This window comes from Bradyrhizobium sp. Ken01 (assembly GCF_055807355.1).
In genome coordinates, this window is sequence record NZ_JBVVPC010000025.1 from 100753 (window position 1) to 119577 (window position 18825).

Genomic DNA, 18825 nt, shown 5'->3' on the forward strand with positions numbered 1-18825 from the left:
TGATGAGAGAGGAGCCCGGTCAATCAGTCGAGCCGACTTCCGTTCCGCGCGATTGCGTGCTTCACGCGGATGTGCGGCAGGTTGTGTCAGCCACAGGAACGTTCGCCGAGAAGATCGTTTGAACCGCATTCCATCGAGGTGGCGAATGGCAAACGTTCGGTCATTGCTCTCGCGCTGGGCGGCGCCGCTGCTCGGCGCAATCATGCTCATCTGCGGCATCATCATCGCGATCGGGGGCGCGTGGCTGATCGCCTTGGGTGGCTCGTTCTATTATCTGCCGGCCGGCCTCGGGCTCTTGATCTCGGGCGTTCTATTGCTGGGACGGCACGCCGAAGGCGCCCTGATCTACCTGTCTTGACGTGACGAACTCGCTTAGCTGCGTCGGCCCTCAGTGACGTTAAGGCACGCTCCGAGATCTGATTTCACTAGATGATCGAGTCGTGCACGCTTGCGCGCGATCAAGAGCTGGGCCGCGGCGTCGTCGAGCCCCTCGCGTTGCAGCTGCCGGATGGCGGAGCCCAGTTCGAGAATCTCGGCGCGCAGCTTCAGAATCCGGTACGCATCCGGGTCTTCCTCCACCGTGCGCTCCCAAAGCTTTCAGCGGCGCGCAACCACGCGCAGAGGACTACCTGATGTCTTCGCGGAACGAAGGCGCATCCTGTCGCGGACATTCGGCAGGACATCGCCGCCACCTGCAGCCTTCCATTCGCCGATCAGCAGATTGATTTTCCGGCGCAGATCCATCTGCGCCAGGGCCTTCTCTGTGCAGTCACGATCGCGCTCGACGAGTTCGCGGACGGACACCTCGATATCGGCCATTTCCAGCCTCAAGGCGCTGATTTTACGTCGAATTTCATTAATTCTGTTGTCCATGGCTTGTTAGAACAAAATAAGAACATATAGTCAAGTCACGATTTCAGAAGGGAGAAGCGACATGCAGGTTCAAGGTAAATACGACGCCAAGACTTTCCTGACCGACAAGACTTCCCTCACCGCCAAGGCTTTCCTCACCGAGCAGATGACGCGGGCGCAGGGCCTGCGGCTGAAACGGCTGAGCGAAGAGGCGTATCAACCCGCGCAATATGCCCGGGATCTGTCCTCCAGCGAGGCAGCGCGGCGCATTCAGGTGCTGGAAGCCGAGATCGAGCTGGCGGATTCGTTCTAGGCTGGGTCGCGTATCCCCGACGTTCGCGCGCGCTTTCGGAACTATGCCTGTCTCGGATGGTTTTCCCCGGCCAAGGGAGAACATGCATGGCACGCAAGGCAAAGAAGCGCCGCTACTCGCGCAGCGCCGGCAGCGATGTCGAAAGCGAGATGAAGCGCTACAAGAAGGGTACCGCCAAAAGCGGACCGGGCGGTCGAGGCGGACGCGTGAAGAGCCGCAAGCAGGCAATCGCGATCGGCCTGTCGAAAGCGCGCAAGAAGGGCAAGAAGGTCCCAAAGAAAGCCGCGAAGCGGAAGACGTCCAAGAAAACGTCAAAGAAGACAGCTCGGAAAACGTCCAAGAAGACTTCGAAGAAGAGCTCGAAGAAAACGTCGAAGCGCAAATCCTCCAAACGGTCGCGCTGACCTCCGTCAGATCATGCTGCCCGGCATGAAGCAGCGGATCGAAACGCCGAACGCGGTCTTCACCGGCCACACCATGGTGCGGCCGGCCCGGTTCGGCTCGGTGATCACGGCTTCGTCCGGTACCTCGACCCACTCGCCGTCGAGCCGCACGCGATAATGTCCATTGTGCGAGTCCCAGTCGGGATCGGCGACGGCAAACCCATCCGCATCCGAGCAGCACGGGCCGAGATGGCTGCGAAGGCCGTCGAACCATGGCTTGAGGGGAGAGTCCGCGTAACGGCCGTCGTCACGCCCGAGAGCGTTTCCACCCCACAGCACGAATGGCGCCACGAGCAGCGCAGTCCTCAGCGAGAGCTTCAATCGATCCATGTCGGCACCGATCAATACGAATTGCCGGCCGGCCCAGCTCAGCGGCGGCAAATTCGAAGTTCCACGCTTGCAATCGTCGGCGGCTTCATTGCCGCCGAGTCCATACGAGATCCGCAATTGTGATGAGCGAACACGGCTTTTTCGGACGAACCGGGTCATCCTCCCTGCCGTTAACGAGAATGTTATCGGCCGGCATCCGGAATCCTGAAGGCGAACAAGAAAGGCGGCCCGGGGGCCGCCTGTTTGGATTTACGCCGATCGACCTTCGACTTATGCGAGCGGCACCGCCACGAACCGGGTCGCCTGCGCGCTTCTGACCTGCAGCAGCACACTGCGCTTGCCGGACGATTTCGCTTGCGCCAGCTCCGAACGGACATCGCCGATGTTGGCGACGGCCTTGCCGCCCACATTGAGGATGACGTCGCCGGTCTGGATGCCGCGCTGTGCGGCCGGACCTTGCGGATCGACTTCAGTGACTACGACGCCCTTCTGGCCGGCGCCCTGCACGTCGCCGGCCGGAGCCAGGCTGAGCCCGAGACGCGGCGGCATGCCGGCATCTGGCTGCGACTTGCTCTCGTCGGCTCTAGCTTGCCGCTCGTTCGGCAACTCGCCGAGCGCCAGTGTCACCGTCTTGCTGTCGCCCTTGTGGACGACATCGAGCTTCACGGACGTGCCCGGCGCCAGGGTGGCGATGGTGCGGGCGAGATCGCGGGAATCCTTGATCGCGGTGCCATTGACCGCGGTGATGACGTCGCCCGCCTCGATGCCCGCCTTCGCCGCCGGGCTGCCGTCCTGCGGATTGTCGACGATCGCGCCGCGCGCCTCCTTGAGGCCGAGGCTGTCGGCGATATCCGACGTCACCGGCTGCACCTGCACGCCGAGCCAGCCGCGTGTGACCGCGCCCTTGTCCTTCAACTGTGCGACGACGAGCTTTGCGGTCGAGGCAGGAATGTCGAAGCCGATGCCGACCGAGCCGCCGGAGGGCGAGAAAATCGCAGTGTTTACACCGATCACGTTGCCGTTCATGTCGAAGGCCGGGCCGCCGGAATTACCCTTGTTGATCGGCGCGTCGATCTGGATGAAGTCGTCATAGGGACCGTTGCCGATGTCGCGGCCGCTGGCCGAGACGATGCCGGCGGTCACGGTGCCGCCGAGGCCGAAGGGATTGCCGACCGCGACGACCCAGTCGCCGATACGCGGCTTCTGCTCGGAGAATTTGACGAACGGAAAGTCCTTCTTGCCTTCGACCTTGATCAGCGCGAGATCGGTCTTCGGATCGGTGCCGACCACTTTCGCGCTGTAGGTCGTGCCGTCGTCCATCGTCACTTGCACCGACTCGGCGTGATCGACGACGTGGTTGTTGGTCACGGCATAGCCGTCGGCGGAGATGAAGAAGCCGGAGCCCTCGCCCGTGATCATCTGGCGGCGCTGGCGCGGCATGCCTTCCATGCCAGGGCCGCGGAAGCCGAATTGCCGTGAGAACTGGTCGAACGGCGTCGCCTCGTCCGAATCCATGCGGTTCTGTTGCAGCATCGCGCTCTTATCGTTGTCCTGGTCGATCCTGACCCGGACCGAGATGACGGCAGGTTTGACCTTGCTGACGAGGTCGCCGAAGCCCGGCGGTGTCGCGGCGCTCTCCGCGGCCTGGGCAGGCGCAATGAAGGAGGTCGCGCTGAACGGCGAAGAGCCGGGGGCAGTCGCCAGCACGGCCAGGCCAAGCGCGGCCACGGTGCCGAGCAGCGCGAGCCGGCGCGGCCTCAAGATCTTGCGGGACGCGGTGGTGTCGGAATTGACGTGATCGTTCATGTCGATATGTCCATGTTGGGTAAGTCGCCCTGTACCCAACATGGTGGTCGCCACCTTACAGCGTCCCGTCCAAGTGATTAAATCTTGGCAAAGTGGCTGGGGCCGGCGAAGGTCAAAAACTCGAGGCTGCACGTTTGATGCAGCTCAACGCGGGCCCTGCGAACCGTGAAAGACTGCGGCCACCGGATGATGTCCATCGGAGGCACGTCATGTACAAAGACATTCTCGTCCATATCCCCACCGAGCGCCCGATGCGCCCGGTGATCGACGGCTCGATCTCGCTCGCAGCGAGCCTCAACGCCCATCTCGATGCAGTCGCGGTTGGTTATGTGGCAACCAGTGCGGCCTACGTGATGGAGGGCGGCGCTGCCGTGGCGGCGGTGTTCGAGATGGAGCGCGAAAGCGCAGTGGAGCGGGCCGAGGCCGCGCTCGCGGTGTTCAAGAGCGAAGCGATGAACGCCGGCATTTCCTACACATGCCACCCGCTCGGGACGATGCCGGGGGATGCGGTCGGCTTGCTCGGCGAGATGGCGCGGCTGCACGATCTCAGCATCGTGCTCCAGCCAGATCCGGCGCAAGGCTCACTCGACAACGATGTGCCCCGCGAGATCCTGTTCCAAGCGGGCGGCCCGGTGCTTTTCCTGCCCTACACCTTCCATGGAGCGTTCAAGGCGAAACGGATCGGCATCTGCTGGGATGGCAGCGGCCTCGCCGCGCGCGCCATGCGCGACGCCGCACCGTTCCTGGCCCGCGCCGAGGAGATCGTGATCATTGCGATCAACGAAACAGATATGGTTCCCGACGAAGTCTCGACGCGCAATCTGGCGAGGCACCTCGGGCGGCGCGGACTGTCGACCCGCACCGTCAACCTGTCGGCCGCGCGCTCTCACATTCAGCCGACCATACTGTCGCTGGCAGCCGATGAGAACCTGGATCTTCTGGTCATGGGCGGCTACGGCCATTCGCGATTGCAGGAGCGGTTCCTCGGCGGCGTCACCCGCGCCATGCTGGAAGCCATGACGGTCCCGACGCTGATGTCGCATTAATCGTGGGACGATCCAGGTCGGGCCGGTCACAAGCTGACGTTCGGGCTGACAACCGCGTCCTTGAGCGGTGCCGGCATCGGCAAGTTCAGGGTATGTTCGAACAAGTTGGACCGTCACGCCGCGGCGGGCCTCTCCCACCCCGTGGCCTCGATGCCGTCCTCGTCGTGTGGCGCATTGCACGCGTCGAAATGCGCCTTGAGTTCGACTTCTGCGAGATATTCGAAATGTTCGGCCTGCCCGAGCAGTTCCCAGCTCTGGAGCGGCCGGTAGGCGGCCTGCTGACGACAGAGGGACGCTAGCGCGCGGTAGCGACGTACGTTATCCATGAGACCCTCCCTCGCATTCACAGAGCTTATTGCCCTCATTTGCGTCAGGGCGATGGCGGTTGTGCAAAAGATTTGCTGCGCCCGCCGCGCGCTCGATTCGCTTTTTAGGCAAACGCGTGTTCAGGCGAAAGTTCCAATCATCGCGAACTCAACGCTTCGGAACCTTACCGCAGGCCATGGCTAGGGGTTCTGGGTCATCCTCCGTATGTCTCCGCTGCAAAGTGGCACGCCCTGGCACAACCATTGCGGTGCGGGCTCGCTCCGCCTGTATCCGGTAGTCTACCGGATGAGTGCGGGCTCACCGGTCTGGATCGTCTGCGGCAAACTATGTTGCAGCTTCGGAACCCTGCCGGCTTCCGCAGCGGCGCGGATAGCCGCGATGTTGCCGGCATAATCCGCGCTGCTCTTGCCGCGAAACACGGCGGAGCCCGCTACAAGCGTATCGGCGCCCGCAGCGGCCGCGGCAGCGGCATTCTCGCGCGTGATGCCGCCGTCAACCTCGAGCCGGATCGGCCGGTCGCCGATCATGCTTCGAATACGCCCGATCTTTTCGAGCTGGGACTCCAGGAAGGACTGGCCGCCAAAACCCGGATTGACCGTCATCACCAGGACGAGGTCGAGACGATCGAGCACATATTCGATCGCGCTTTCGGGAGTGGCGGGACACAGGCTGACACCGGCCTTTTTACCGAGCGCGCGGATGGCCTCGAGCGAGCGATCGAGGTGCGGACCGGCTTCGGCATGCACCGTGATGACATCCGCTCCGGCCTTCGCGAAGGCTTCGAGATAGGGATCAGCCGGCGCGATCATGAGATGCACGTCGAACATTTTCTTCGTCAGTGGCCGGATCGCCTTGATGATGTCCGCGCCATAGCTGATGTTCGGGACGAAATGCCCGTCCATGACGTCGCAGTGAATCCAGTCGGCGCCCGCAGCGTCGATCGCTACAATCTCCTCGCCGAGGCGCGCGAAATCCGCAGCCAGGATCGACGGCGCGATGAGGATTTCTCTCGTCATGGCTTCGTACTCCTCTGCGCGTCCGCCCCGCCGCTGAAGACGCGGCTCGCCAGGACATCCATGGGATCGATCGTTTCGAGGTCGGCGATCTCGAGCATGCGATCGAGATCGGACACCAGGCGATCAGCCTGCCGCAGGCGGATGCGATCGACCGCGTTGCGGATCGAGCGCGCATTCGAGAAGAACGGCTGGGTGCGACGCAGCGCGATGTATTTCTCGAAAGCCTCGCGCGCCGCCGCCGACAGGCGATAGCCCCGTTCCTTCAGCATCAGTTCGGCGATGACGAGCAGCTCGGCTTCCGCATAGTCCGGAAAGTCGATGTGGTGGGCGATGCGCGAGCGGAAGCCGGGGTTGGAGGCGAAGAAGCTCGTCATCCGCTCGCCATAGCCGGCAAGGATCACGACGAGGTCCTCGCGCTGGTTTTCCATCACCTGCAGCAGAATCTCGATCGCCTCCTGGCCGTAGTCGCGCTCGTTGTCGGGACGGTGCAGATAATAGGCCTCGTCGATGAACAGCACGCCGCCCATCGCCTTCTTCAGGATCTCCTTGGTCTTCGGCGCGGTGTGGCCGATATACTGGCCGACGAGATCGTCGCGCGTCACCGAGATCACCTGCCCGCGCCGCACGAAGCCGAGTCCGTGCAGGATCTTTGCCATGCGAAGCGCGACGGTCGTCTTGCCGGTGCCGGGATTTCCGGTGAACGACATGTGCAGCGTCGGCGGCGACGAAGCCAATCCGGCACGCTGCCGGATGCGTTCGACCAGCAGGAGCGACGCGATCTGGCGCACGCGGTTCTTCACCGGCTTCAATCCGATCAGCTCCTGCTCGAGCTGCTGCAGCGTGCCGGTGATACCGGCCGCTTCGGCCTCCTTGCGGAGATCGAAACTGGTCTCGCCGGGCTCAGTGGTCATTGCGTGGGGAACATCCAGCATCGGCACCTCGAAGAAAAGGGCTTCGCCGCGGGGGAGCGGCGAAGCAGTGGTCCGCCAAGGAAACGGAGCAGGGAGTGCTCCGCGCGGAGGAGAATGACTTAGGTTGGCGCGTGCGCGGGCTGCCGGCGCATGGTGGTGTAGCGGATCGCACGGCCGCCCACCTCCTGCCGCACCAGCTCGAACTCGGCCTCCTGCGGCGGGCGGTTGACGATGAACGAGATCCGCACCGATTCCCAACCATGGCTGGAATCGAAGCCGCTGAGCCGGATGTAACGGTCGCCATACACTCTGCGGCATTCGGCGAGCTCCATCATCACGCCGGCGGCGTCCTGGAGATCGAACATCGGCAGGCCCCACATCTCCCAATAGGTGTTGCGGGGATGCGGATCGTCGGTGAACTCGATGTTCACGGCCCAACCGTTGGTCAGGCAATATTGCACCTGCTTGGTGATTTGATCGTCGGTCAGATCCGGCAGGAACGAGAAGCAGCCTTGGGTCAGCTTCATGTCAAATCTCCTCAAACGGTTTCGAGCGCGGTCGGCACGAAGTCCGGCGTGTCGGTGGATTCATAATTGAAAGAGACGTCCTTCCAGACCTCGAGCGCGGCTTTCAGCGGCGTGCAGGTCTCGGCCGCCCTTGCCAGGATCTCCGGACCTTCGTGGACGTAGTCGCGGCCTTCGTTGCGGGCGAGGATCATGGCTTCCAACGCCACACGGTTCGCGATCGCGCCGGCCGCGATGCCCATGGGATGGCCGATGGTGCCGCCGCCGAACTGGAGCACGACGTCCTCGCCGAGCAGGTCGAGCAGCTGGTGCATCTGGCCGGCGTGGATGCCGCCGGAGGCCACCGGCATCATCTTGTTCAGGCTCGCCCAGGACTGGTCGAAGAACAGTCCGTGTTCGAGCCTGGTCGGGTTGAAGTCCTCGCGGCAAACGTCGTAATAGCCGCGCGTGGTGTTCGGATCACCTTCGAGCTTGCCGACCACCGTGCCGGCATGGATGTGGTCGACGCCCGCGAGCCGCATCCATTTGGCGATGACGCGGAACGAGACGCCGTGGCTCTTCTGCCGCGTGTAGGTCGAGTGACCGGCGCGATGCAGATGAAGGATCATGTCGTTGCGCCGCGCCCATTTCGCCATCGACTGGATTGCGGTGTAGCCGATCACGAGGTCGATCATGACGATGCACGATCCGAGCTCCTTCGCGAACTCGGCGCGCTCGTACATGTCCTCCATCGTTCCCGCGGTGATGTTCAGGTAGGTGCCCTTCGCCTCACCGGAGGCCGCCTGCGCGCGGTTCACCGCCTCCATGCAATAGAGGAAGCGGTCGCGCCAGTGCATGAAGGGCTGCGAGTTGATGTTCTCGTCATCCTTGGTGAAATCGAGCCCGCCCTTCAGCGCCTCGTAGACGACGCGGCCGTAATTGCGGCCCGAAAGCCCGAGCTTCGGCTTCACGGTGGCGCCAAGCAGCGGCCTGCCGAACTTGTCGAGCCGCTCGCGCTCGACCACGATGCCGGTTGCCGGTCCCTGGAACGTCTTCACATAAGCGACCGGGAAGCGCATGTCCTCCAGCCGCAGCGCTTTCAGCGGCTTGAAGCCGAACACGTTGCCGATGATCGAGGCCGAGAGGTTGGCGATCGAACCAGGCTCGAACAGGTCGAGATCATAGGCGATGTAGGCGAAGTACGAGCCCGGCGTGCCCGGCACGGGATCGACGCGGTAGCATTTCGCGCGATACTTCTCGGCGGCGGTCAACCGATCGGTCCACACCACCGTCCAGGTCGCGGTCGAGGATTCGCCGGCGACTGCGGCCGACGCCTCGATGGGGTCGACGCCCTCTTGCGGCGTCACGCGGAACAGCGCGATGACGTCGGTGTCCTTTGGCACGTAGTCAGGCTCCCAATAGCCCATGCGCTTGTATTCCATCACGCCCGAGCGATATCTTTCCTTGCCGCGGACGGTTCCTGCATGTGCATTCATGGCTCTCTCCTGCTCTTCTCTCTCTGCAATGATTAGGCCGCAACTGGCTCGCGAGCGCCAATGCGTGGATCGAGCTCGCCGGCGCGGTAACGCCGCGCCATCTCGCTCAAGGGAACGACCTTGATCCGGCTTGCGTGGCCTGCGGTCCCGAACTGCTCGAAGCGGTCGCGGCAGAGCTCGCGCATTGCATCCATCGCGGGCTTGAGGAATTTGCGCGGATCGAACTCGGATCGCGTTTGCGCGGCCACTTTCCGGAACACCGCGGTCATTGCCAGCCGGCAGTCGGTGTCGATATTGACCTTGCGCACGCCGCTCTTGATGCCGCGGACGATCTCCTCGACCGGCACACCCCAGGTCTGCGGCATCTCGCCGCCGAACTGGTTGAACATGTCCTGGAGCGGCTGCGGCACCGAGGAAGAGCCGTGCATCACGAGATGCGTGTTCGGCAGCCGACGGTGGATCTCCTCGACCACCCGCATCGCCAGAATGTCGCCGTCCGGCTTGCGGCTGAACTTGTAGGCGCCGTGCGAGGTGCCCATCGCGATCGCGAGCGCATCGACCTTGGTGGCGCGGACGAAGTCGACCGCCTGGTCGGGATCCGTCAGGAGCTGGTCGTGGCTGACCTTGCCTTCGACACCGTGACCGTCCTCCTGTTCGCCACCGCCATGCTCGAGCGAGCCGAGCACGCCTAGTTCGCCTTCGACGGAAGCGCCGACCCAATGAGCGAGATCGACGACGCGGCTAGTGATCGCAACATTGTAGTCATAATCGGCCGCGGTCTTGGCATCGGCCTTGAGCGAGCCGTCCATCATCACCGAGGTGAAACCATGGGCGATCGCGGACGCGCAGGTCGCCTCGTCATTGCCATGGTCCTGGTGCATGCAGAGCGGGATGTCCGGATAGGTCCGCTCCAGCGCGTCGATCATGTGCGAGAGCATGAGGTCGCCGGCATAGCTGCGCGCGCCGCGCGAAGCCTGGATGATCACGGGCGCATCGACCTCGGCCGCCGCCTGCATGATCGCGATACCCTGCTCCATGTTGTTGATGTTGAACGCCGGCACCGCATAGCCGTGACTGGCGGCGTGGTCGAGTAGCTGACGAAGGGTGATACGGGCCACGACAATTCCTCCTGTTATTGCTTGCCCGCGCGGGCAATCGCTCGCCGGGCGGCTTCTGCAACGCTTTGCGGCGTGATGCCGAATTCGCGGTAGAGCACGGGTGCAGGCGCCGAGGCACCGAAGCCGCGCATGCCGACGAATTCGCCGTCAGTGCCGATCCAGCGATACCAATCGCCCGCCACGGCCGCTTCGATGCCGACGCGCGGCACGGTGCCGAGAACAGCGGCGCGGTAATCCTCCGGCTGCTCCTCGAACAACGCGAAGCAGGGCGCGGAGACCACGGCCGCGCGCACGTGCTCGGTGGCGAGCAGGCGAGCGGCTTCCAGCGCAATAGACACTTCCGAACCCGTTGCGATCAGTGTCACGTCGCGGCCGCCGTCCGGCGAAACAATCAGATAGGCGCCGCGTGCGACGCGGTTTCTTCCGCGGACATCGCTGCGGAAGGTCGGCAGAGCCTGACGGGACAGGCACAGCACGGAGGGACGATTTTCAGCTTGGAGCGCGCAGTCCCATGCTTCCAGCGTCTCAACCGCGTCGGCCGGCCGGAACACAAGCAGGTTCGGAATGACGCGGAGCGCTGCGAGATGCTCGACCGGTTGGTGCGTGGGGCCGTCCTCACCCAGGCCGATGGAGTCATGGGTCATCACATGAATGACGCGGATCCCCATCAAGGCGGCGAGGCGGATCGCCGGGCGACTGTAGTCGGAGAAGGCGAGGAAGGTGCCGCCATAGGGAATGAAGCCGCCGTGCAGCGCGAGGCCGTTCATCGCGGCCGCCATCCCATGCTCGCGGATGCCGTAATGGATGTAATCGCCGGCGAACGCATCGCGCTTGACCGGGGTCTGCGCCTTGGCATGCGTCAGGTTCGAATGCGTCAGATCTGCCGAGCCACCGACAAATCCGGGAATCGTCCCTGCGATTCCGTCGAGCACCTGTTGCGACGCCTGCCGCGTCGCGAGCTTCGGACGCTCGGTGGCAAAGCGTTCGCGCAATTTCGCCGAGGCCTGGGCATAGGCATTCGGCAGGGCAACCGTCTTGCCCTCGACAAACAGATCGCGCTGCTCGGGCGTCGCGCATTCATAGCGATCGAGCCAGGCGAGACGCTCGACCTGTCCGCGCTGCCCGATCATCCGCCATGCCTTCAGGATCGTGACGGGCACCACGAAGGGCTGGTAGTCCCAGCCGAGTGCTCGCCGCGCCGCCGCCGTCTGCTCGGTGCCGAGCGGCGCGCCATGCGCCTTCTCGGTGCCCTGACGATCCGGCGCGCCATAACCGATGATGGTGCGGCAGGCGATCAGCGACGGTTTTGCGCTCTCCCGCTCCTCGGCAATCGCCTGCGCAACTGCTTCGGGATCGTGCCCGTCGACACGACGCACCGACCAGCCGGAGGCAGCGAAGCGCGCGAGCTGGTCGTCGGAGGTCGCGAGCGAGGTCGGCCCGTCAATGGAGATGCCGTTGTCGTCGAACAGCACGATCAGGCGGCCGAGCCCGAGATGGCCGGCAAGCGAAATCGCCTCCTGGCTGATGCCTTCCATCAGGCAGCCGTCGCCAACGATCACGTAGGTGAAGTGATCGACGAGGCCATCGCCATGCCGCGCATTCGCCATGCGCTCGGCGAGCGCCATGCCCACCGCGGTCGCAATCCCCTGCCCCAGTGGACCGGTCGTCGTCTCGACGCCCGGCGTATGGCCATATTCCGGATGTCCAGGTGTCTTCGAGCCCCATTGCCGGAAGGCCTTGATGTCATCGAGGCTGACGTCGCCGCCGGTGAGATGGAGCAATGCATAGAGCAGCATCGAGCCATGGCCCGCCGACAGCACGAAGCGATCGCGATCCGGCCAATGGGGGTGAGCCGAGTCGAATTTCAGAAAGCGCGAGAACAGCACGGTGGCGACATCGGCCATGCCCATGGGCAGGCCGGGATGGCCGGATTGCGAGACTTCGATGGCGTCGACCGCGAGAAAGCGGACGGCATTGGCGAGATCGCTGTGCGAGACCGGCGTGAGGTCGGCGTCGGCGTGGACGGAGATGTTCATCGGATACTCTCCTTGTTCACTTCAGGTTTCGCTTGCGCTCGATCAGCTGCATGATCAGAGGCGTCAGGATCAGCTGCATGGCAAGATCGAGCTTCGCGCCGGGGCACACGATCGAATTGGCGCGCGACATCCAGCTTTGCGGCAGCATCGAGAGCAGGTAGGGAAAGTCGATGCCGCGCGGATTCTTGAAGCGGATCACGACCATCGATTCGTCCGGCGTCGGGATCCAGCGCGCGATGAACGGATTGGAGGTGTCCACCGTCGGCACGCGCTGGAAATTGATGTCGGTCTCGGAAAATTGCGGGCAGATGTAGTGGATGTAATCGGGCATCCGCCGCAGAACGGTGTCGGTGACGGCCTCGGTCGAATAGCCTCGCGCACTGCGGTCGCGGTGCAACTTCTGGATCCATTCGAGATTGATGACGGGCACGACGCCGATCTTGAGGTCGGCATAGCGCGCGACGTTGACCTTGTCGGTGACGACCGCGCCATGCAGGCCCTCGTAGAACAGCAGATCGGAGCTCTCCGGCAGTCGTTTCCATTCGGTGAACGTGCCGGGTGCGGCGCCATGCAGCGCGGATTCTTCGGCGTCGTGGACGTAGTGCCGCGTCGTCGCCGTGCCGGTCTCGCCATAGTCGCGAAACGCCCGCTCCAGCTCCTCGAACAGATTGGTCCCGGGGCTGAAATGGCTGAAATGCCTGTTGCCGCGATCGGCCTCCTTCGCCATCTGCGTGCGCATTTCCGCGCGATCATAGCGATGGAAGGCGTCCCCTTCGATGTACGCGGCGTTGACCTTCTCGCGGAAGAAGATCTGCTCAAAGGTCTTCTTGACCGAGGTGGTGCCGGCGCCGGAGGAGCCGGTAATGGAGATGATCGGATGCTTCCTGGACATGGGATGCCTCGCTTACAGCCGGAAGAAGCCGCGCCGCGCGAACAGCGGTGCAGAGACGCTGGCGACCAGCAGCGGATCGCAATGCAGTTCCTCGACGCGCTGCACCTCGTTATTCGAGCCCATGATCAGCGGCACGCGCTGATGCAGGCTCTGCGCCGAGAGTTCGAGGATGCGCTCGCGCCCGGTCGAAGCAGAGCCGCCGGCCTGCTCGACGATGTAAGCCATCGGGTGCGCCTCGTAGACGAGGCGCAGGCGGCCGCCGCCGTAGCCTGGCCGTGCATCGGAGGGATAGAGGAACACCCCGCCGCGGGTGAGGATGCGATAGGCCTCGGCAACCAGCGAGCCGACCCAGCGCATGTTGAAATTGTGGTTGGCCTGCCCTTCCACACCGGCGAGGCATTCGTCGACGAAGGCGCGCACCGGCTGTTCCCAATGCCGCCGGTTCGAGGCGTTGATCGCGAACTCCTCGCAGGTCTCGGAGATCTGCACGGCGCTACGCGCGAGACGGAAACAACCAGACTTGCGGTCAAGCGTGAAGATGTCGACGCCCTCGCCAAGCGTCAGCACCAGCGAGGTCTGCGGACCATAGGTGACGAACCCCGCCGCGAGCTGCGCCGAGCCGCGCTGATGGAAGGCGAGCGCGAGATCGTCGGGCGCGGGCAGGATCGAGAAGATCGTGCCCACGGTCATGTTGATGTCGATGTTGGAGGAGCCGTCGAGCGGATCGATCGCAACGCAGATCTTGGCCTTGCGGTCGCCGATCTGCGGTTCGCGCATCTCCTCTGATGCCAGCGCCGCGATCGGCAGCTTGCCGAGACAGCGGCGCAGGATCGCATCCGCCTGCACGTCGAGATCGCGCTGGACATCACCGTCGCTGTTGCGGCCGGTGGTCAGGCCCGAGGCGTCCGCAAGGTCTCCCGTGGCGATAAGATCGGCGATCTCGATCGCGGCCGCCGCGATGGCGTCGACCGCGGCCGCCACGGCCAGCGCATCCGGTGCCGTTTCGGAATACCGCTGAAGGTGGTCGTCCAGCCTGAGTTGCCCGGTCATCTGCGTCCATCCCCTTGCTGGTGCCGTATCCAGTTCCCTCCCCGCTGGAGGTCCGATGCGGTCAGTGCCAACAACGATGAGATTGACAGGGGCAGCTTAATAAGGAAAATTTCTATTCATAATGAGCGCCAAAGAATTATCTTATAATGCCCACTCAGCGGCGCAGCTCCGGCATCTAACGATCCGGCAGCTTCGCTCGCTCGCGGCGCTCGCGGCCAAGGGCAGCGTCACGGCAGCCTCGACCCAACTCGGCCTGACGCAGCCGGCCGTGACCCAGCAACTGCGCCAGCTTCAGGATCTCGCAGGCCTGCCGCTGCTGCAGCGGACCGGCGACGGTATGCTGCTGACGGAGGCAGGCAAGGAGGTGCTTAGCCTCGCCGAGCGCGTCGAAGCTGCGATCATGGACTGCCAGGGCGCGCTCGACCTGCTCGCGGGGCGGACCGGCGGCACAGTGCATCTCGGCGCGGTCTCGACCGCAAAATATTTCGTGCCGCACGCCATCGCGGCATTCTCGAAGCGGTATCCGAAGATCGAGATCAAGCTCACGGTCGGCAATCGCGAGGAGATCCGCGGGGCCATGCACGGCTACGACCTCGATTTCGCGGTGATGGGTCGGCCACCGGCCGATGTCAGCGTCGACGTCCGTCAGCTCGGGCGCAATCCGCACATCATCGTCGCGCGCAAGGGGCACTGGCTGGAGAAGGATTCCGGCCTCAACCTGACCGACCTCGTGCACGAGACCTTCCTCACCCGCGAGCCCGGCTCGGGCACGCGGACACTGATGGAAGGCATGTTCCAGAGGTCCGATCTCGAGCCGATCATCGGCATGGAGATGAGCAGCAACGAGACCATCAAGCAGGCTGTCATCGCCGGGCTGGGCATCGCCTTTATCTCGGCCCACACCGTGGCGCACGAGCTCACCGAGGGCCGGCTCATCGTGCTCGACGTCGCGGGCCTGCCGATCGTGCGGCAATGGTACGTGATCCGCCGCAGCGACAAGGTGCTGTTGCCGCCGGCGCAGGCGATGTTCGATTTCTTGGGATCGGAGGGGTCGAACTATCTTCCCGACCTGCCCGAACTCGGGGCGCGATAGCCCGTCGAATTTCAGCCCATCAGCTTCATTGCGACCGTGGCCGCGAGAATGACGATGATCTGGAGCAGGCGCTCGGTCGTGAAGATGCGGTTGAAGCTGGTCATCGCTTGCCCCGGCCGAATTGGGATGTCTCGGTCGGGACGTTGCTAGCACAGACGGGCGTCGAGAGAACTCCGTAATCGCCCCGTGGTCTCCGTACGCGGCCCGACGACCGCCACTTCGGCGGACCTGCCCAAGGCCGCGCCGATGGTTAACGATCAGGCCGCACGCGTAGCAGCGTAATCCATCCGCGCGGCGAAATAGGCTTCCAGCTCCAGCAGCGCCCGCGCTTCCCAATCCGTCGCCTGCTCGAGCAGCGACCAGCTCTGGCCCGGGCGGAATGCAGCGGTCTGGCGATAGAGCGATGCGATTCCGCGGTAGCGGCGCACGTTCTCCAAGATGGCGTGACCGGTGATTTGGCCGTTCATGTCCGAAAACTCCCTCGTCATTCCCGGGGGAGAAATTGCGGCCAAATCTTTTTCGAAAAGTTAGCGCCACTCGGCAAGCGCGCGAATGGTTTCCGGACTGTTGCCTGCGCGCAACGCGCGCGGCTGCGCAAGGCCGATCTATTGCGAATTCGTTGCCGCGCTCTCGCTTCGCGGCTTCAACCCGCCGCGGCGGATGATCGCCATCGTCGCGCGGCAGAGATCGGCAAGGCCGATCACCAGCACGGCGAGCAGGCAGAACAGCTTGATGGAATCGGCATGCGCGCTGGTCAGCGAATTGAACTCGAAGAAGGGCGGCATGAACGCCCACCACACCAGCGGAATGGTGAGCAGCGCGGCGAACGCCGCCGCCGGTGCGCCCGCGACGATGCCAAGCACGAATAGGCTAGGCAGGAACGCGGCGAAATAGAGTTTTGCGCCGAGCGTGACACAGACGCCCTGGAGCGCAGCCGACATTGCGACAACGACGAATCCAAGCAGAAACGCCTGCCACGACCATGGTCGTACTTTCGGTACGCCAACTAGTCCTGCACGCCTCATCAGCCTCCCCCTGCTGCCCGTTAACCAGGCTCGCTTGCGACCAAAGTACTACAGCGGCAGGGAAACTGCGAGACGGAAATTGCCGGCCGGGCGGCCTTGGTAAACGGCCAGAACCGCACAATTTGGGCCACCGCGGCCCCTACTCGGTGGCCGCATAGATCAGGCCTGCGACGGGCAGCGCGAGGCCAATGGCCGATGCCAGCGTCCAGCCGCCTTGCGCAAACGCCCAGGCGCCGACCGCCGAGCCCGCCGCGCCCGCGGTGAAGAACGTCGCCATGTAGAGGCCGTTGAGGCGGCTGCGGTGCTCATGCCCCAGCGCGAAGATCGCGCGGAAGCCAAGCACAACGTTGCCCTGCACGCCGATGTCGATCGCGATCGCGGCCACGACCAGGCAGGCGAGGTTCAGCACCGATCCGGGCGCGCCGACATGCGTGATCAGGAAGCCCACGGCCGCGAGCAGCAGCGCGACCAGCGTTGCCATGCGGCTATGGCCGCGATCGGCAAGCCGCCCCGCGATCGGGGCCGCGAACACGCCGGCGACACCGGCGAGCGCGAACAGCGCGATGCCGCGCTGGGTGAAGCCGAATTGGCTCCCGAGCAGCAGCGGCGCCACGGTCCAGAACAGGCTGAAGGCGCCGAACAGGCTCGCCTGGTACAGCGCGCGGCGGCGCAGCAGCGGCGTGGCCCGCACCAGATGCGGCATCGACAGCAGCAACTCGCCGTAATGCATGCGCGCCACCGGCTTGCGCTTCGGCAGCGTCATCCAGAGCACGGCTGCGAGCAAGATCATCAGCGCGGCCGAGCAGAAGAACACCGCGTGCCACGACAGCATCGCCGTGACGAAGCTCGACACCGGCCGCGCCAGCATGATGCCGAGCATCAGGCCGGTCGAGACGTTGCCCACGACGCGGCCGCGAATGGCTGCCGGCGCCAGATGCGCCGCGTAGGGGATGATGATCTGCACCGCGACCGAGCCGAGCCCGATGAACAGCGCGGCGATCAGGAACGGCAGCGCGTGGGACGCCAACGCCGCGGCGAGCAGGGCTGCCGCGCCGAGCGCGATGACGGAGCAGATCAGGGTACGGTTCTCGACGAGGTCGCCGAGCGGCACGATGAAGAGAAGCCCCACGCCGTAGCCGATCTGCGTCATGGTGACGATCAGCCCCGCCGCTTCATGCGACAGGCCCAGCGCGGCGCTGATCGGAGCGATCAGCGGCTGGGCGTAGTAGATGTTCGCGGCGACCATGCCACAGGCCGCGGCAAGCACAAAGGTCAGGCGCTGCGACACCGCGTCCGGATCCGGCGCGGTCTCGATCGTGGCATTCATCGTCATTCACACGGTCTCCGAACTATAGGAAACGCTTGTTCCCTAATATGACAAAGAATTCAGGCGAGCAGCTTCATCGCGACGGCGACCAGGCGCTTGCCATCGAGCGCGAGGCGCGCCTTGCCCACGACGCGCAGACCCTGCGTGATGCAGATCATCAGCCGCGCGGTGTCGTCGGCGGCGACATGGCGGGGTATAGAGCCGTCGGCCTGCCCCTCGCGAATGAGGCCGGCGATAAAGCCTTCGTTGGTTTCCAGCCGCGCGCTGACGAGGGCGGCCACCACCGGATCGACCGCGGACAATTCGACCGCGCTGCCGACCACGAGACAGCCGCGCCGCCCCTCGCTGCCCTGGGAATGCTCCACATACGACAGCAGCAGGTTGCGCAGCCGCTCGCGGCCATTGGCGCCTTTCGCCGCCGCGCTGCGCGTCTGCTCCTGGCGCAGCGCCGCGTAGCGCTCGAAGGCGGCGAGAAACACCGCATGCTTGTCGCGAAAAGCCTTGTAGACGCTGCCGATCGCCAGCCGCATCGCCGCGGTGAGATCGCCGATCGAGGTGGCATGATAACCGCGCTCGGAAAACACGCGCACGGCCCTGTCGAGCGCCGTATCCATGTCGAACTCGCGAGGACGGCCGGGCGGACGGGCGACGGACCGGGATTTGCGGGCGGCTTTTTGCATTGCGGGATAATAGGGAATGATTGTTCCCGAATAAAGACGCTTGGAAGACACTTGGTTGTGATCGGGTTTGGGTCGAACTGATCGCCACCAACTCCGGCGTCGTCCTGGCGAAGGCCAGGACTCATTATCCCAAGGAGAGGTTGGCGGACATTCTCTCTACATCGTCATTGCGAGCGCAGCGACTTGTCGCCGAAGCTTTAGCGAAGGCAGAAGCAATCCAGAATCCCTCCGCAGCGGCAGGCTGGATTGCTCCGCTGCGCTCGCAACGACGGAGTATGAGGTGACGGCTTTGTCCTCCCAGCACCACTGTCATTCCCCGCGAAAGCGGGGAATCCAGTACGCCGCGGCTTCTCGGTTCGCTCATAACTGTCTCGGAATACTGGATCGCCCGGTCAAGCCGGGCGATGACAGGGAGTGTGTAGTCTCAGACACGCCTTCGCCTTCTCGCGGCGCGTTTCGCCCGAGCTTTGCCTGGTCATTCCACCCCTCTTGTCCAAGAGGGCGCAGGGAAGGCCGGGTGCTGACCTCGCACCCGCGGTCCGCTGCGCGAAAAGCACACGC

General features: G+C 64.3%; 22 protein-coding genes. 5 read left to right on the forward strand and 17 right to left on the reverse strand.

Features of this window, described 5'->3' with window-relative positions:
* Nucleotides 1–202: 202 nt before the first annotated feature.
* Nucleotides 203–358 carry a hypothetical protein gene (locus AC0L3S_RS23140; RefSeq protein ID WP_473281492.1) on the forward strand — a complete coding sequence of 52 codons (156 nt, stop codon included), beginning with the start codon at nucleotides 203–205 and terminating at the stop codon, nucleotides 356–358.
* A 14-nt stretch (nucleotides 359–372) separates the two neighbouring features.
* On the opposite strand, the gene AC0L3S_RS23145 is transcribed toward AC0L3S_RS23140, so the two are convergent.
* The gene (locus AC0L3S_RS23145; protein ID WP_473281494.1) at nucleotides 373–579 is read right to left on the reverse strand and encodes a hypothetical protein; all 207 of its coding nucleotides are present in this window, start codon (nucleotides 577–579) and stop codon (nucleotides 373–375) included.
* Between the two features lie 18 nt (nucleotides 580–597).
* Nucleotides 598–819 carry a hypothetical protein gene (locus AC0L3S_RS23150; protein WP_473265204.1) on the reverse strand — a complete coding sequence of 74 codons (222 nt, stop codon included), beginning with the start codon at nucleotides 817–819 and terminating at the stop codon, nucleotides 598–600.
* A 115-nt stretch (nucleotides 820–934) separates the two neighbouring features.
* Between AC0L3S_RS23150 and AC0L3S_RS23155 the strand changes: the two genes are divergently transcribed.
* Nucleotides 935–1165, forward strand: coding sequence for a DUF3072 domain-containing protein (locus tag AC0L3S_RS23155; protein WP_275171690.1), 231 nt, complete (start codon nucleotides 935–937; stop codon nucleotides 1163–1165).
* An 86-nt stretch (nucleotides 1166–1251) separates the two neighbouring features.
* Nucleotides 1252–1569 (forward strand): DUF6496 domain-containing protein, encoded by a 318-nt coding sequence (locus AC0L3S_RS23160; RefSeq protein WP_473265141.1) that lies wholly within the window; start codon nucleotides 1252–1254, stop codon nucleotides 1567–1569.
* A 6-nt stretch (nucleotides 1570–1575) separates the two neighbouring features.
* On the opposite strand, the gene AC0L3S_RS23165 is transcribed toward AC0L3S_RS23160, so the two are convergent.
* Both AC0L3S_RS23165 and AC0L3S_RS23170 read right to left on the reverse strand, forming a co-directional pair.
* Nucleotides 1576–1938 carry a hypothetical protein gene (locus AC0L3S_RS23165; RefSeq protein ID WP_007607279.1) on the reverse strand — a complete coding sequence of 121 codons (363 nt, stop codon included), beginning with the start codon at nucleotides 1936–1938 and terminating at the stop codon, nucleotides 1576–1578.
* A 270-nt stretch (nucleotides 1939–2208) separates the two neighbouring features.
* Nucleotides 2209–3744 carry a Do family serine endopeptidase gene (locus AC0L3S_RS23170; RefSeq protein WP_473265140.1) on the reverse strand — a complete coding sequence of 512 codons (1536 nt, stop codon included), beginning with the start codon at nucleotides 3742–3744 and terminating at the stop codon, nucleotides 2209–2211.
* Nucleotides 3745–3953: 209 nt separating this feature from the next.
* Between AC0L3S_RS23170 and AC0L3S_RS23175 the strand changes: the two genes are divergently transcribed.
* On the forward strand, nucleotides 3954–4790 hold the full coding sequence (locus AC0L3S_RS23175) for a universal stress protein (RefSeq protein ID WP_473281496.1): 837 nt from the start codon (nucleotides 3954–3956) through the stop codon (nucleotides 4788–4790).
* Nucleotides 4791–4903: 113 nt separating this feature from the next.
* On the opposite strand, the gene AC0L3S_RS23180 is transcribed toward AC0L3S_RS23175, so the two are convergent.
* From AC0L3S_RS23180 to AC0L3S_RS23220, 9 genes are all read right to left on the reverse strand, one after another.
* Nucleotides 4904–5116, reverse strand: coding sequence for a hypothetical protein (locus AC0L3S_RS23180; protein WP_473265138.1), 213 nt, complete (start codon nucleotides 5114–5116; stop codon nucleotides 4904–4906).
* A gap of 279 nt (nucleotides 5117–5395) precedes the next feature.
* On the reverse strand, nucleotides 5396–6133 hold the full coding sequence (rpe, locus tag AC0L3S_RS23185; protein ID WP_473281498.1) for a ribulose-phosphate 3-epimerase: 738 nt from the start codon (nucleotides 6131–6133) through the stop codon (nucleotides 5396–5398).
* Nucleotides 6130–7065, reverse strand: coding sequence for a CbbX protein (cbbX, locus tag AC0L3S_RS23190; RefSeq protein ID WP_473281500.1), 936 nt, complete (start codon nucleotides 7063–7065; stop codon nucleotides 6130–6132). Before cbbX ends, rpe begins: the two co-directional genes overlap by 4 nt.
* Before the next feature lie 98 nt (nucleotides 7066–7163).
* On the reverse strand, nucleotides 7164–7571 hold the full coding sequence (locus AC0L3S_RS23195; protein ID WP_473265135.1) for a ribulose bisphosphate carboxylase small subunit: 408 nt from the start codon (nucleotides 7569–7571) through the stop codon (nucleotides 7164–7166).
* 11 nt (nucleotides 7572–7582) lie between these two features.
* A complete protein-coding gene (locus AC0L3S_RS23200; protein ID WP_247356948.1) occupies nucleotides 7583–9043 on the reverse strand; it encodes a form I ribulose bisphosphate carboxylase large subunit in 1461 nt (486 codons plus the stop codon).
* Nucleotides 9044–9075: 32 nt separating this feature from the next.
* Nucleotides 9076–10161 carry a class II fructose-bisphosphate aldolase gene (fba, locus tag AC0L3S_RS23205; protein ID WP_473281502.1) on the reverse strand — a complete coding sequence of 362 codons (1086 nt, stop codon included), beginning with the start codon at nucleotides 10159–10161 and terminating at the stop codon, nucleotides 9076–9078.
* A gap of 14 nt (nucleotides 10162–10175) precedes the next feature.
* A complete protein-coding gene (tkt, locus tag AC0L3S_RS23210; RefSeq protein WP_473281504.1) occupies nucleotides 10176–12197 on the reverse strand; it encodes a transketolase in 2022 nt (673 codons plus the stop codon).
* Nucleotides 12198–12213: 16 nt separating this feature from the next.
* Nucleotides 12214–13089 (reverse strand): phosphoribulokinase, encoded by an 876-nt coding sequence (locus tag AC0L3S_RS23215; RefSeq protein WP_473281506.1) that lies wholly within the window; start codon nucleotides 13087–13089, stop codon nucleotides 12214–12216.
* Between the two features lie 12 nt (nucleotides 13090–13101).
* Nucleotides 13102–14139: a class 1 fructose-bisphosphatase gene (locus tag AC0L3S_RS23220; RefSeq protein WP_473281508.1), complete on the reverse strand. Its 1038-nt coding sequence runs from the start codon at nucleotides 14137–14139 to the stop codon at nucleotides 13102–13104.
* Between the two features lie 121 nt (nucleotides 14140–14260).
* On the opposite strand from AC0L3S_RS23220, the gene AC0L3S_RS23225 reads away from it, so the two are divergent.
* A complete protein-coding gene (locus AC0L3S_RS23225; protein ID WP_473281510.1) occupies nucleotides 14261–15232 on the forward strand; it encodes a LysR family transcriptional regulator in 972 nt (323 codons plus the stop codon).
* A gap of 257 nt (nucleotides 15233–15489) precedes the next feature.
* On the opposite strand, the gene AC0L3S_RS23230 is transcribed toward AC0L3S_RS23225, so the two are convergent.
* The 4 genes from AC0L3S_RS23230 to AC0L3S_RS23245 all read right to left on the reverse strand — a co-directional run bounded on the left by AC0L3S_RS23230 (nucleotide 15490) and on the right by AC0L3S_RS23245 (nucleotide 18198).
* Nucleotides 15490–15699 carry a hypothetical protein gene (locus AC0L3S_RS23230; RefSeq protein ID WP_473281512.1) on the reverse strand — a complete coding sequence of 70 codons (210 nt, stop codon included), beginning with the start codon at nucleotides 15697–15699 and terminating at the stop codon, nucleotides 15490–15492.
* Nucleotides 15700–15837: 138 nt separating this feature from the next.
* Complete coding sequence (locus AC0L3S_RS23235; RefSeq protein WP_473281514.1) at nucleotides 15838–16257, reverse strand: DUF4118 domain-containing protein; 420 nt, start codon at nucleotides 16255–16257, stop codon at nucleotides 15838–15840.
* 139 nt (nucleotides 16258–16396) lie between these two features.
* Nucleotides 16397–17590: an MFS transporter gene (locus AC0L3S_RS23240; RefSeq protein ID WP_473281516.1), complete on the reverse strand. Its 1194-nt coding sequence runs from the start codon at nucleotides 17588–17590 to the stop codon at nucleotides 16397–16399.
* Nucleotides 17591–17643: 53 nt separating this feature from the next.
* Nucleotides 17644–18198, reverse strand: a complete 555-nt coding sequence (locus AC0L3S_RS23245) for a TetR/AcrR family transcriptional regulator (RefSeq protein ID WP_473281518.1) — start codon at nucleotides 18196–18198, stop codon at nucleotides 17644–17646.
* Nucleotides 18199–18825 lie beyond the last annotated feature (627 nt).